Source organism: Deltaproteobacteria bacterium (genome assembly GCA_016931625.1).
In the GTDB taxonomy this organism is placed as follows: Bacteria; Myxococcota; XYA12-FULL-58-9; order XYA12-FULL-58-9; family JAFGEK01; genus JAFGEK01.
In genome coordinates this window covers 13,579-28,253 of record JAFGEK010000176.1, presented here as the reverse complement: position 1 = coordinate 28,253, position 14,675 = coordinate 13,579, and the positions used below count along the sequence as shown (strand labels likewise).

General features: G+C 38.9%; 10 protein-coding genes. 3 read left to right on the top strand and 7 right to left on the bottom strand.

Annotated features, from left to right (window positions below):
- The first annotated feature begins 245 nt into the window (after positions 1-245).
- Positions 246-590, top strand: coding sequence for a hypothetical protein (locus JW841_15275; GenBank protein ID MBN1962296.1), 345 nt, complete (start codon positions 246-248; stop codon positions 588-590).
- A 77-nt stretch (positions 591-667) separates the two neighbouring features.
- Here JW841_15275 and JW841_15270 read toward each other — a convergent pair whose 3' ends face one another.
- The gene (locus tag JW841_15270) at positions 668-2,254 is read right to left on the bottom strand and encodes a HEAT repeat domain-containing protein (GenBank protein MBN1962295.1); all 1,587 of its coding nucleotides are present in this window, start codon (positions 2,252-2,254) and stop codon (positions 668-670) included.
- A gap of 25 nt (positions 2,255-2,279) precedes the next feature.
- The gene (locus JW841_15265; GenBank protein MBN1962294.1) at positions 2,280-4,787 is read right to left on the bottom strand and encodes an MMPL family transporter; all 2,508 of its coding nucleotides are present in this window, start codon (positions 4,785-4,787) and stop codon (positions 2,280-2,282) included.
- Positions 4,788-4,832: 45 nt separating this feature from the next.
- Here JW841_15265 and JW841_15260 point away from each other — a divergent pair, with 45 nt between their 5' ends.
- Positions 4,833-5,528 carry a DUF3047 domain-containing protein gene (locus JW841_15260; GenBank protein ID MBN1962293.1) on the top strand — a complete coding sequence of 232 codons (696 nt, stop codon included), beginning with the start codon at positions 4,833-4,835 and terminating at the stop codon, positions 5,526-5,528.
- 8 nt (positions 5,529-5,536) lie between these two features.
- Here the strand turns inward: JW841_15260 and JW841_15255 are convergent, their stop codons facing one another.
- The 4 genes from JW841_15255 to JW841_15240 all read right to left on the bottom strand — a co-directional run bounded on the left by JW841_15255 (position 5,537) and on the right by JW841_15240 (position 12,210).
- Entirely contained in the window at positions 5,537-7,894 is a 2,358-nt protein-coding gene (locus JW841_15255; protein MBN1962292.1) for a VWA domain-containing protein, read from the bottom strand.
- 161 nt (positions 7,895-8,055) lie between these two features.
- Positions 8,056-10,425 (bottom strand): hypothetical protein, encoded by a 2,370-nt coding sequence (locus tag JW841_15250; GenBank protein MBN1962291.1) that lies wholly within the window; start codon positions 10,423-10,425, stop codon positions 8,056-8,058.
- A gap of 129 nt (positions 10,426-10,554) precedes the next feature.
- On the bottom strand, positions 10,555-11,571 hold the full coding sequence (locus tag JW841_15245) for an inorganic phosphate transporter (GenBank protein MBN1962290.1): 1,017 nt from the start codon (positions 11,569-11,571) through the stop codon (positions 10,555-10,557).
- 9 nt (positions 11,572-11,580) lie between these two features.
- Positions 11,581-12,210, bottom strand: a complete 630-nt coding sequence (locus JW841_15240; protein MBN1962289.1) for a DUF47 domain-containing protein — start codon at positions 12,208-12,210, stop codon at positions 11,581-11,583.
- Between the two features lie 282 nt (positions 12,211-12,492).
- On the opposite strand from JW841_15240, the gene JW841_15235 reads away from it, so the two are divergent.
- Complete coding sequence (locus tag JW841_15235) at positions 12,493-14,082, top strand: hypothetical protein (GenBank protein ID MBN1962288.1); 1,590 nt, start codon at positions 12,493-12,495, stop codon at positions 14,080-14,082.
- A gap of 27 nt (positions 14,083-14,109) precedes the next feature.
- Here the strand turns inward: JW841_15235 and efp are convergent, their stop codons facing one another.
- Positions 14,110-14,667: an elongation factor P gene (gene efp / locus JW841_15230; GenBank protein MBN1962287.1), complete on the bottom strand. Its 558-nt coding sequence runs from the start codon at positions 14,665-14,667 to the stop codon at positions 14,110-14,112.
- Positions 14,668-14,675 lie beyond the last annotated feature (8 nt).

Sequence of the window (14,675 nt, the reverse complement as noted above, 5' to 3'; positions counted from 1 at the left end):
TTTTTACATAAAATTATTTTGAAATTAAAATTACAGTTTGTAGTTTCATAATTGAATATTCGATTCGATAACAGTACAATTATTCAAGTAGATTACGCTATATAATAGCGGTAGCAATAAGGGTTGTTTGTGTTAAATAGCTCGTTGTTAGGGGTTGTTTTTTCACTATTGGTGATTTTCTTTTACGCCCAAATATAATCCTAACAATCCACCCCCCCGTTGCCGCTTTAATACGCACCCCCTTTATGCATCAAATATCTCCAACAAGCATTATTCTAGTATGGCAAACAGACTTAGCCACTGATACGGTTATACCACAAATCCCCAATCGCGAAGAAAATGTACCCACTCGCACTAGCGTTAATTTGGTAATAGCAAGTAATGATAAATCTCAAACTTCACCAACTATTGCTTCTCAAAATCTTAAGAAAGGCTGCGCTAGCACATCTAATAATATTTTATCTGTTTTTATAATATTATTTTTAATCAGCATGCTTGCTTGGCGATTTCATCTAAAAACGCAAAATTCAAAGCATAATTTATCCGCCGCTTTTATTGACTATTACACACGTAAACATCGCCATAAATAATCAATAGTGGTAAAGGCAATAGTGTTTATTAAAACCCGGCGTATTATATTTAGTATTTTGTGATTGTCATTATTGGTTTATTGCTGTAGTTGATTGTGAGCATGATTTGCTTTTGGTGTATCAATGGCTTTAAGGGTTTGCAATATCATCGTCTTTTCACTGTAATCTGAATCTAAAATTTCATCTCCACTAGTTTTTTTAGGATGTTTATAAAGATATACTAGGGCTGTAACAGCACTATCAGCTGCTGTACCAATCTTTCCTAAAGCTATTATAGCTTCATGTCTAACAACGAGTTTAGGATCATTTAATAAACGGGTTAACGATGGTACCGCTTCTTTAGCTTCTTCACCTATTTCACCTAAGGTCTTAGCCGCCTCTTCACTGGTATATTTGTTTTTCAGCATCGGTATAATTTGAGGTACCGCGATTGCTGCTAAAGACTTTACTGCGCCTAAAGCCTGCAAAATAGGGATTTGTACCAGTGCATCTTCAGCTTGCATTCTGGTAACATCAGGCGCCCAGAGAGCCGATTTATTTGTCTTAGCTTTGGTCAAGAGCATAGCTGCAGGTTTTATTTTATTTATACTAATTAAAGCTTCAGCCGCTGCAGCCTTTACTATCCAATATTCGCTCTGTAAGTTTTGCATTAAAACATTAACAAGTTTATCATGATATGACGGTAGCGATTTCACCATTTCATTTATGATTTGCATACTGACAACTCGTACATTCACTATTTCATCTTTGGATGCTAATTGGATTAGCTTATCTAAATAACTTAGCGAATTTGGAGTTTTCGACAATAAAACCGCCGCCATTGTACGTTTATAGGCTTCTTCAGAATCTAGAAGTTTGATTAGATAATTTAGTTGTGCCGATGTTATCGGAGAATATTTTACACTATAAATAAGTACCTCAAGTTGCATTGCAGGATCAATTTGCTTGAAGTTTTCTGCAAGTTTATTAATAGCGCTAATCGCTTGTGGCAACATTAGCTGACTTAATAAATTTAATGCTGCCTTTCTAATTTCAATTGCTTCACTACTATTGTTTACTAATTTAACTAGCGAAGAAATAAGTGTATCTGCTATAGGTTTGAGTTGTTCTATCTGTAATCTTGGCGAACAACCGCCACCAGGTATACAACGAGGTTGCTCAAAATATTTATCAGGATTAGTAATACCTGCTTTTTGTAATATGATTTTATTGTCACTAGCAATTTTTACTTTGTCTGCTTTTAAATATTGATTCACTTCATACCGAATATCTGGCGACTTATCTTGTATGGCCTTTTGTATTAAAAGCTCAAATTGCTTTGCCAACTTGGGGTAGGTTAAAGTAAACTCACTATTATATAAAAGCAGTACTTTTATGCATTTAAATGCTTGATAACGAATGTAAGTATGTTTTTCTTTAGCAAAAAGTTGCAATAAACCTTCAACTGATTCTTCCCAATAATTCTCGCCATAACTGCACAATCTCTCTGCAGCCTGAAGGCGAAAGTTTATCTCATGATGACGCAGCATTTTTATCAGATACTTTGCGATTTGTTCTTGTAACTCTCTAGGTTGTGGAGGTTTAGCATATGGTTTTTGTAGCCCTATTATTAATATAAGCATGATAACTATTATTAAGCTATACCAATGTTTGATTGCCCTCATTTAACGCTTCTCCAATAGCTAGTTATTACTCTTTGTCATTTATTATTTTCACTCGCGTCTCAATATAATTTATTAAAGCTGGCATACCAATCATTGCTGCCGTAATGCAAGTAAACTCTCCAAGAATTGCTAACCATCCTAATGACATTAATGCTCGACTATCACCAACGATTAATACCGCATAACCGATAATAGTTGTTAGCGAACACAAAAAAACTGCCGACCCAGTGCGACGCAAAGCTTTATCAATATGACCCCTGCCTTCTTCACGATAACGCTGAAATAAATTTATCGAGTAATCAACCCCAATACCAAAAGTCATTGGTAATGCCATAAAATTAAAAAAGTTTAGTTTTATATTTAATAGCGCCATTAAACCTAACATCAATATAGTGCCACTAAGCAATACTAGCGAGACAAAAATTGACGGTTTAAAACCACGAAACATTAGCAATACCACTAAAAATACACCTAAAAACGAGGCTAAAGTCGCTCGTGGGCTATCTCGTTTAAGTAGATTCAATAAATCGGCAAAAATCACTGCCTCTCCAGACGATGTCATAATTTCACCGTTACTCAGGGTAATACGACGAATATCATTAGTAAAACGTATTAAATTCTTGGCATTCCAAAGATTGCGACCAGCCCGAGGGTCAACATATACAAACGTACCGATTTTACCTTCGGTATCGGTAAAATAGTGGGCCATCTCATCAGGTACATCGGTAATACCAAGTACACGCTCTGGCATTGAATCGCGTAATTCTCTAACTTCTTTTTGTTGTTCTTGCGCTAATGTTTTAATTAAAGAATCAGTAAGTAAGTGGCGAATATCTTTAATAACTGCAAGTTTTTCTGGTTGTTGTTCAGGTAAAAATGAATAAATCGAACGACAGCGTTCTATGCCCGCTGCATCACCAGCAAGCTTTTTATGTTCAAGTAAAGCTTTGCATACTGCAGCTGCCCGCTCAGGGCTGCCGACATATAGTGCTGCTGGTGTCATTGAACGTGGGAAAATTTTGCTTATGCGCTCATCAAGTTTAGCAGTGCCTGAATTCATACTACTTTTAGTACGCAAACGTGAAATGTCATACTCGAGAGCATTAGGTAGATAATGAATAAAAGCTATTATCGCGATTATACCTGCAATAGCAAAGAGACTTATAACTAAACGAGGTCGACGCCAACACGCATGTAAAAAAACCAAAGACAATTCATCACTCATTAATCCTTGGTGCTTTGCTTTATTTATTGAAGTCCAGAAACGCTCTGCCAAAACAATCATCGCGGGTAAAAAAGTGTAAGCCGCGATCCACATAAAAAGCACACCCAGTGCACCAAGCAAACCAAATTGAGAAAATGATTTAACTTCTGAAAAACCAAAGACGCTAAAAGCCACGGCGGTGGTAACCGCGGCTGCGAAAGTAGACATTATGGTTTTGCTTATTGCGATTGACAATGACGCTGCTATTTCATGCCCTAGCCGCAGTTCTTCAAAATAGCGCGCCAAAAAAATAATGCCGTAATTTATGCCGGCACCGGCAACAATGGCGCCAAGAAATGCCGTTACCGTATTGAGATAACCAATAGTTAGTTGCGCAATAGCAAAAGTCCAGCAAACCGCTACGATACTAGAAAGACCTAATAATACTACAGCTCTTATACGTCTAAAGAATATAAATATCGCCAAACCAATCAAGCTTAAACATAAAATTGCAGTACCCAGAATATCACTTTTTAAAGTTTCATATTCCTCAAGACCCATCGCATAACTACCTGCAAAGGCGTAATGTAAATCTGGCGCATAGCTTTTGGGATTAAGCCCCATTATGGTGACATTGATATCTTTAAGCAATCGCGCTATTGCAGTTACATTGGTACTGCCTCCTTGTGGCTTTAATAACATAGCGAGCAAATGACCATCTTCACCAGTATAATAGCCATCTATATAATTTTTAGTGCCATGTTGTTTTTTTTCATACTTTGCTTTGATATCATCAAAATTAAGCGCTTGCGCTTCATTGTAATCTTCATCATCTTCAAGCAAATCAATAAATAAAGGCATATGTCGACGTTTTTCACGATCGATATGTTCGTGCAAACGCTGCTCAATATCTTTTAAGTCAGTAAGAGAGATAAACAGACCAGCATATTTTTTATAAAATGCTGTAATGCTATCAATTTTATAATCAACATAGCGTATTCGGTCGCGATAATCACGATGTAATATTTCTGCTAAATCATCAGCAAAACGCTGTGATGCTTTTATATCAGTTGATTCAATCGCTATAGATAAATGCCCAATTCCTCCGACCTTACTAATAATTAAACGTAAATCACGTACACTTTGATAATTTTGTGGCAATAGTTCAATGAAATCACTTTTTAGCTCTAGCCTGGTCATTAAAAATAACGATGCTACAGTTAACAAAAAAACTATAGCAAGATATGAAACCGTATGTTCATATATATGGTGAGCTAATCTGGATGCATAAGTTATAATACGTGATGCAAGATTTTCTAAAGCTGGCATAATTTAATGCTTTTAAGTTATAGTGACGTTGATTGCTAGGTAATTATGAGCCGGCTTTATTTGCAAAAACTCAAGTTATTAATTTGGCTACCAGCGCTATTGGGTTTAGCGCAAATAATCTTAATTGCTGATATACACGCAGAACAAAAAACGCCATCTATTTTAAAACTTGCTCCTGGTCCAGCCTGGCAAGTGGTGGGAATATTTTCTGGTAGTAACACCTATTATACATTTACCAAAAGCAAACAGGGTGAGGCTTTTATTCATGCTCATTATCGGCCGCCGCAACAAACTGTGACTTTGGGTTATCGCCTTAAGAACCCCAAGCCTTATCGTTATTTTTCGTGGCGTTGGCGGGTCGGGCAATTCCCAATCAATGCGGACGAAAAAATTGAAGGCCATATGGATAATGCTGCTGCGGTATATTTAACTTTCGCCAGTGGTTTGCGTCGTTATGTAATAAAATACATCTGGAGTACAAAATATCCACCTGGGGCCAATTGGCGAACTACTTCTGGTATTTTAAAAAAGATGCAGGTTGTGGTACGCCAAGGTCCTCCAACAGTCACTGATAGTTGGCATCATGAATCAATAGTTATAACTAATGAATTTCATCGTTATTTTGGTGGTGATATTAAAGATAAACCACCACCTATTGCTGGAGTTGGAATTCTCTCAGATGGTGATGGTACTCGTAGTGAAGTCAAGGCTGATTATAGTGACTTTCTGCTATATGACTAAATAGCATGTTATTCGCCAGGCACGGGACAACCAAATACTAAGGTGGGATGGTAAATATTATCTTTTATGCTGTCGCAACTACTGCCATTAAAGACGATCTGGTTAGTATTGCTATTAACTGTCCATCCATCGACACTATCTTGTGCTATCAAACATTCACTTGGCTGTGGGCAAAGTGAGGTATTTTCTGGATCATTTCTATACACATATAGCCGACTTAAATCATCAATTGTGTTATCAAGGCTAAAAGTACAAGAGACAATTTGGCCAGCAATATTAGCAAGTATAGCATTTAGTCCTTCTAAAGAATCGGCGGGCGCGTAACAAGCTGTGGGTGAATTTGCATTGCAGCTACAAGTGTTAGTTGAACCGCTTTGGCATGAACCTGTAGTAATCGGGCAATCTTGTGTTTGGGTGCCACCATAGACTGCGGCACAATTTAATGAATTAAAACCAGCGCCGCTATTACCAATGCTTATCCCAATAACATAAGTTTTAATGCCAAGATCATACAATGCTTTAACTGAGGCATTCACTCGTGCTGCACGACAGGTGGCATTACAGCCATTTTCTTCACACCATGGCTCACCATCTGTAACTAATAATATGTAATTATCACGATTTGGATCATCTAAACCAAATGTTGATAAATTATCTTTAATATTATCTAAAGTAGCTCTTGTAGATGTACCATGACCCGTACCACTTGTATTTAGGGTGCTGTTTATCTCACTCGCTTTATTGTCACCTACAACTACATTCATCACTCCAGTTGCACATTCAACATTACCTGCTGGAAACATTGATAAGCCAAAGCGAATCGTATCAGTATTCTCTGCGAGTACGGTGCTAACTGCACTTTTAGCTGCATCCCAGCGTTTTATGTTTGTGTTACCTAAATCTAATGTCATGCTGGAAGATCGATCTAAAACAATAAGCATATTTGGTGATACACGAGTAGTGGCAACTGGTGCCCACGAACCACAAGTAGTATCGGTTTTGCACTGCCAATCACCGTTGCATAATTCATTGGCATTACTACAATCATTGGTGACTACACATTTATCAGGAGCAATGCACCCGCCAGTAAAACTACATTTGTTTTGGCCACAACTTTGTGAATTGCAGGCAACCGTATTTGGTGGCTGACATTTATAATCATCACCACAAAGATAACCTTCAATACAATCATCTTTATTTACACACTGACCTTTAAAAAGACAAAAGCCACCAGTACTACAACGTTGATATGAAGAATCGCAATCACAATCATTACCTGTGCACTGTTCACCGCTAATACAAGTTGTTGAAGGTTCTGCACAATATCTGCATCTATCAGCGGTTATTTCACATTTTTTATCGATACAACCATGGCCGGGAGGACAATCAGCTCTATCTCTGCACTCACCAGGGGCAAGACATACATTGGTAACCCCGCATTTTTTATTATCAGTGCAATCACCTGGAGCTTCGCAATTAGCTTTGTTTATACAATTGCCAAACTGGGAGCATTTCTCATCATTACCACAATCATCTATGTTTTTGCATTTACCTATTGGTAAACACTCGTTAGTAGATGAACAATGCTCATTGGTTAAACAATCTTTTTCAGCATCTTTGCATGAATAATCGCGTATACATTGTGTATTGTTGCACTTATAATGATCTTGACAGTCGGCCTCGCCATCACAAGTACCAACAGCAATGCAGCGAAAGTTCGAGCTGCAATATTCGCCTGGGTCACAACGACCATTAGGCATCGATTTACCACAAGGGATAGCTTCACACTCACCAGGTGGCACACAATGCTGCCCCAACACACAATAACCATCTTGATTATCCTTAGAACAAGGACGCTCAGTTATAGGTAGGCAATATCCACCATCGCAAACCGATCCTTCGGCGCAGAAACCATTTGGACGTTCTTTGCTGCAGGCATTGCTAGGGGTGATCTCTTTACAATCACCACCTAAGCAAACACTACCATTGCCACATAACCCGGTGGGATTATCAATGCGGCATTGGTTTTCTTCAGTTATGCTATAACAAACTCCATCGATGCAGCCCTGCGATGGGTTACAGTTACAATAATAAGCTGTCGTGCCAGTAGTACCAGTAGTACCAGTAGTACCAGTAGTACCGATTATTATACAGATACCATTAATACAATCTCGCCCAGAAGGACAAGCACCATCTGATGAGCCTGGTAAACAAAGTTTCTCAATACAGCGATGATCTATACAATCGTATTGTTCACCACACTCAGATTTATCGATACAATAACAATCAGGGCCGCTGCACAAGGCTTCGCCAGGCAGAAGTATTTGGCCGCTACATTGAAGTAAAAATATTGAAGCAAAAATCACTATTAGGCTGAGAAAAGTTTTGTTAATCATAGCATCAATTAATCTACATTATCGTACTCAAAAGTACATAGTAGTACAGTATAGCAATGATCTTTATTCAATAGAAAATTTAAATACTGTCTCTAAATAAGAGACATAAAATTATATTATTTAAAATATTCTTACTCAACTCCAGCACAACCATAAATAACATAGGGTACATAGTTGCCAGATTTAACATTATCACACGCTGAACCATGAAACACTATTTGATTAGTTGAACTAACATAGGTCCAACCGTTTGTTGCATCCATCTCGATTAAACATTCTGCCGCATGCTCGCATGCGGGTGTATTTGGTTCATTTTCGTAAACATAAAGTAATGATGCATCTGCCGGTACAGTATCAAGGGCAAAATTACAAGATGCGATCTGACCAGCGATATTATCAAAAGCTGTATTAAGTGCAGTAAGATCGTTGGCCGGTGCAAAGCATGCGTTATTAGTTTCAGCACTACAAGTACAAGTAGGTGTTGAGCTACTATAATCACATGTATTAGTAGTAATTCCGCATGCCGTATTAGTGTGGCCATAAACCGCAGCACAATTTAGGGTATCAAATAAATAGCTTGAAGTATTTAGATTTAATCCAATTACGTAAGTTTTTATATCAATAATTTGCCCATTGACCTCTGTTGCATGCAAACTATTAATAGCTGCGTTTAGTCTCTGTGATGCACAATTATAATCACAATCATCTTCACAATTAGGTTGGCCATCTGTAACTAATAAAACATAATTTTCGCGAGTTAGATCACCAACACCAAATAACCCTGGAGTTAATTTTACGTTATCGATAGTAGCTCGCGTAGGAGTATTACAATTATTACATGGAGGATGGTCATTTAAAAATGTAATAATAGATGCACTAGTATTGTCATTTACTGGTACATCATATGTCCCAGATGTTTTTATGCCACCATCTGGATCTGGAAATAATGACAGACCAAAACGGATCTCAGTAGAATGTTGGCTAAGCACAGAACTTATAGCTTCTTTGGCTGCGGTCCAACGATCCTTGTAAGGGTAATGCACAAATTCGTTATACATACTCCCTGATCTATCAAGCACGATCAACATATTGGGCGCAACCCGAGTTGTAGTAACCGGCTCTGCAGAGCCACAGGTAGCATCAGCAACACACTCCCAATCACCACTACATAATGTGCCCTGAGTATCACAATCATTAAGTTTCACGCAGCTATTAGCTGGGATACATCCACCGGTGATACTGCAATTATGTGAATCACAATCGTCATCTTTTTTGCAAGTATTAGTAGATTCTGGCTGACAATTATATTCACTATTGCAATAATATCCATCAATGCAATCTGCTTTGTTTACACATTTGCCTAAAAAGATACAGCTACCAGCACTACTGCAACGTTCATACACTTCACATACGCAGCCCGCAGTAGGACATGCTTCGCCACGAATCGCACTAGTGGCTGTAGAATAATTACATAAATCACCAGTAACCACGCAGCTACCTGATATACAACCATATCCAGGTGGGCAATCTTGTCGATCGCTGCATTCCCCTTCGCCTAAACAAATATTAGCAGAGCCACATTTCTCATTTGCAGCGCAATCGCTTTTAGTTTCACATGTACCTGCTGCAATACAGTTACCTAGACTTGAACATATATCTGTACCATCACAATCGACGGTTTCATAACATTTATCTAAAGGTAAACATTCATGCCTGCTGGTACAATGTTCATTTAATAAACAATCATCAATTGTCGTTTGACATGATGTATCACGAACACAAAGATGGTTTTCACAAGTATGTTGGTCTAAACAATCAGTATCACCATCGCAAGTACCTTGTTTGATACATTCAAATTTGGCGCCGCAAAATAATCCGATATCACAACGACCGGTGGGCGCATCTTTACCGCATGGAATATAATCACATATACCTGGCTCAACACATTGCTGCCCTAAAACACAATAACCATCAAGTTGATTTGGTAAGCAGGGATAATCGGTTATCGGTTGACAATATCCATCAACACATACCGCACCTTCAGCGCAATAGCCATTTGGACGTTCAATACTGCAGGCATTACTAGTAGTGATTTCAATGCACTCACCACCAAGACAAACCGAACCATGACCACAGTAACCTATCGGGTAATCCAAACCGCATTGATTATCATCATTAATATCAATGCATACACCATCTCTGCAGCCTTGCTCTGGTTTGCAATTACAATAATCGATTTCGCCGGGTTCAAGGCAAATACCGTTGACACACTCGCGGCCTGAAGCACAAAAACCGCTATAAGATCCCGGCAAACAAAGCATCTCAGTGCAGATATGATCAATGCAATCATATTGCGCGCCACAATCGGTTTTTTCAGTACAATAGCAATTGGCGCCACTGCAAAGAGCATCGCTTGAAAGCAGTAGTTGACCGCTACATTGTAATAGAAAAAGAGAACAACCTACAACAGCCAGGAAAGCAAAATACGATTTACGGCACATAACATCAAACAGTTTACCTTATTATGCATAAATTTACATCCTTTAGCATACATATATTGATCTTAATGTACTTGGTTGTGGTATAATGTATACAATAATCCTACTAATGCGGCTAACTATAAAATATATTTAAAAGCCGGGATGAAAATGATTAATTATATTAAATACCGCCGCTGATATTAACGCCGCAACCGGAATAGTAAATATCCAGGCCCAAATAATACGACTGGCAACTCCCCAACGAATGGCACTTAATTTCTTGGTAGCACCAACCCCAATAATAGAACCGGTAATAGTATGAGTAGTTGAAACCGGAATACCAAATACAGTGCTTAAAAATAAAGTAAAGGCGCCCGCGGTCTCAGCACAAAAACCGCCTACTGGCTGAAGTTTAGTTATACGCATGCCCATGGTTCGAACAATGCGCCAACCTCCCAGGGCTGTCCCAAGTGCCATAGCTGCGTGACAAGATAAAATTATCCACCACGGAATACCAACATGATTCGGAGATATATATTTTGAAGCGACAAGTAATGCGACAATAATACCCATAGTTTTTTGGGCATCATTACCACCATGACCCAAAGAATAAAGTGCCGCTGAAACAAGTTGTGCCCGGCGAAATACTGTATCAACGCGCCGAGGTCGCCAGCGACGAAACAACCAAAAAACTATAAGCATTATCAAGAAACCAAGAACCATACCCAACATAGGAGCTATAATAATAAATTGCATTGTCTTTATTAATTTGCCCCAATGCAACACGTTGAAACCAGCATAAGCAACACCAGCACCAGCAAAACCGCCAACTAGTGCATGCGATGAGCTAGTTGGTAGCGCCCACCACCAAGTAAATAAGTCCCAAACAATAGCACCAATAAGTCCTGCCATAACTACATAAACAAAAGCGATGTCATTAGGATCGATATGGACAATTTTGCTGATGGTGTTTGCGACCTTGGGAGCAAAAACAAACATGGCCACAAAATTGAAAAAAGCTGCCCATAACACCGCAAAACGCGGTGAGAGAACACGAGTAGAAACTACAGTAGCAATAGAATTGGCGGCATCATGAAAACCATTAATTACATCGAAAATAAGCGCGAGTCCTACAGTACCGATTATACAAATTAGCAAAAAATCCATCGTTAACTCTTAGGCGTTTTCGAGAACGATACCTTCGACAACATTGGCGACATCTTCACAACGGTCTGCTGCGGTCTCGAGATTTTCGTAGATTTCTTTCCACTTAATAACGGTAATTGGATCTTTCTCTTCACGAAATAGCCGCGCTACGGCAATACGCAAAATAGCGTCGCCTTCATTTTCAAGACGATTAACATCAACACATGCCTCTAAAATTGGTTCAGCATGCTTCATATCGCGCAAGCCGCGTAGTGCTACCCCCAGCTTTTCAGTAGCTTTGACCAGCACCTTACCAAGTTCACGAATTTCAGGAGTCATCTCTTCAATTTCATATAAAGACAGACGCTCAGATGCCGCTTCGAGTGCATCAAGAATGTCATCCATGCGTGAAATCAGCCGATGCACATCTTCACGCTCAATTGGAGTAATAAAAGTTTTATGCAAAGCTGCAACACACTCGTGTGTTACTGTATCGGCATCGTGCTCAATGGTTTTTATCTGTCGAGCACCCTCTTGCACACTTAAGGAGTTAGAAACTATTTCACTAAAAACTTTTGCTCCCTGTAAACTTAATTGAGCGTGTTTTTCAAAAAATTCAAAAAAACTTGTTTCACGAGGCAAAAGGCGACCAAATACCACGACTAACCTCCGAAGCTAAAATACATCGAGGGCGTCGTCTTACCTCAGTATGATGATAGTGAACAGAGTAAATATCACAATATTGTTACATTATATTTTCGTTGCTACTTTTTAATTAAAAATTAGTTAGGGGGTGTCCCTAGTTACGTGAAAACCAGCTTGCCTTACACTATACCAGGGTAATAAGCAAAGACGGCTTAGCCAACAACACCATTACTTACATAATAAATGATCTTACTCGTTTGACTTCATGATAAGTGAGTGACAGGCTTAGGGGTATCAATGCGTAATTTTGCGGTTATATTTTCAGCTATTTTTTTGATTAATGGTAGCATTGCATATGGCAATGAGATTGCTTCGACTACTTCTATTAATTTACCTGACGCTATGGGAATTGCTCTTAATGGTGCACCAGGAATGCATCGGATTTCTAGCGCCAAAATCGTTTTACCCGGTGAATTAGTAATAGGTTTTACTGGAGAATATTTTTCTACTGATAAATTTTTTCTCGCTAATGATCATGACCATCGTTGGGTAAGCACCGCCCTAATTAATTTCACACCATTTGATTTTCTCTCAATTTGGAATACCTGGGTTGCAGCTGATAACACTAATGATAGCCTTACTCCAAGACATACCAGTTATCGTGGCAATCCAGAAATTGGTGCTATTTTACGTTATAAAGCTCCACATGACCTCGATACCGGACTGCTTGTTTCATTAATGATGCCAACCTCTTCAGGAGGTAAAGGTTTTAATGCTAAAGCCGCAAAGATTAAAACTAGCGCTATTGCCTCTTATAAAATCGCCTCCTTTCTCGAAGTTGCCGCCAATTTAGGATATGTGATTGATAATACAACTAAAATGTTTCATGGCATTGTTCCTTCCCAGCAGCGATTTACCGCTGGTATTTATGGCAAAAACGTCATCGAATATGGCTTGGGTGTGCAGGGTTCGCTTGCAATATCACCAGATGTTTTTACTGGAGGTTTTATAGAGTTTTCCGGTACGTATGCTGCGCCAAAATCTGCAGCCATTAATCCAGCCCGTGCTACAATTGGCGCTAAAATGCGCCTTGCAAAGCTTCCATTTATTGAAATGGCCATTGGCAGTGATGTGCGTTTAGCTGGAGCCCCACAAGGTGATCATCGAGTACCGGGTATTGCTCCTTGGGAAGCTTTTATTCGCTTCACTGGTAATTGGTCACTATTTAAAAATCCCAACACCTCTAGCTTAACAACCGCAAAACCATGTGGCCCCAATTCCTCGTGTGAGCCAGGATTAGAATGTCGTGATGGTTATTGTGTAAAACCAGAAACGGACATGACCATTGAACCCGAAAAAGTGCCGACCTTTAAAGTCATTGGTACAATCATCGATAAATCTACCGATAAACCAATTAAAAAAGCCCAAGTTACGGTGGCCGGTTTTACCGCGGAAGATATTAAAATTAATAAAAAAACTGGCAAATTTGTACTTGCTCAAATTCCGGTCGATGGCGGCCTTATTCGCATCCGGGTCGAGGCCAAAGACTATAAACCTGCAGAAGAAACTGTTGCCAAAGATACTGCAAATGCGACTAAACAAATTACTTTTTCTTTGATACCAACGGGCGCAAACTTGCCTGCAATACTTAAAGGCAACTTAATCGATGCTACCACTGGTAAACCAATTCGTGGCGTCATCACCATCAACGATACCCAAAAACGAATTATAGCCAATAAATCAGGGGCATTCAGTGTAGAACTGCATGCGGGACGCTATGATATTACGATTACCAGTCGCGGACACCTAACCCAAAACAAAAATGTATTATTAAAAGCTGGTGAAGTTGTAATACTCAATGTGGATATGACACCTAAAAGAAAATAGGCATTATACTTTAAAAATTAAGAAGACTTAAGCACGCTCAACATAACTACCAGTGCGTGTATCAATCTTAATCGACTCGCCTTCATTAATAAAAAGTGGAACATTGACCACTGCACCAGATTCCATTGTGGCTGGTTTTGTGGCATTTGTAGCAGTATCGCCACGAACGCCTGGCTCGCATGAGGTTATTTTCATCACCACAAAAGTCGGTGGTGTTACTGCAATGGCTTTGCCGTTCCAAAATAATATTGAACAAACGGTACTTTCTAAAAGCCACTTTTCAGCTTCGGCAAGCGCTTCTTTATCAATTAAGACCTGGTCATAAGTTTGGGTATCCATAAATGAATAATGGTCACCATCACGATAGGCATATTGCATTTCTTTTTCTTCAATATCAGGCACACCAACTTTTTCACCCGATTTAAGTGTAGGCTCTAATACTCTGCCAGTAAGAAGATTTTTAATTTTGGTTCTAGTGAAGGCATTGCCTTTACCAGGCTTAACATGTTGAAATTCAACAATAATGTATGGTTCACCTTCCCAAAGAATCTTTAAACCATTACGAAAATCTTGAGTATTATACATGTAATACA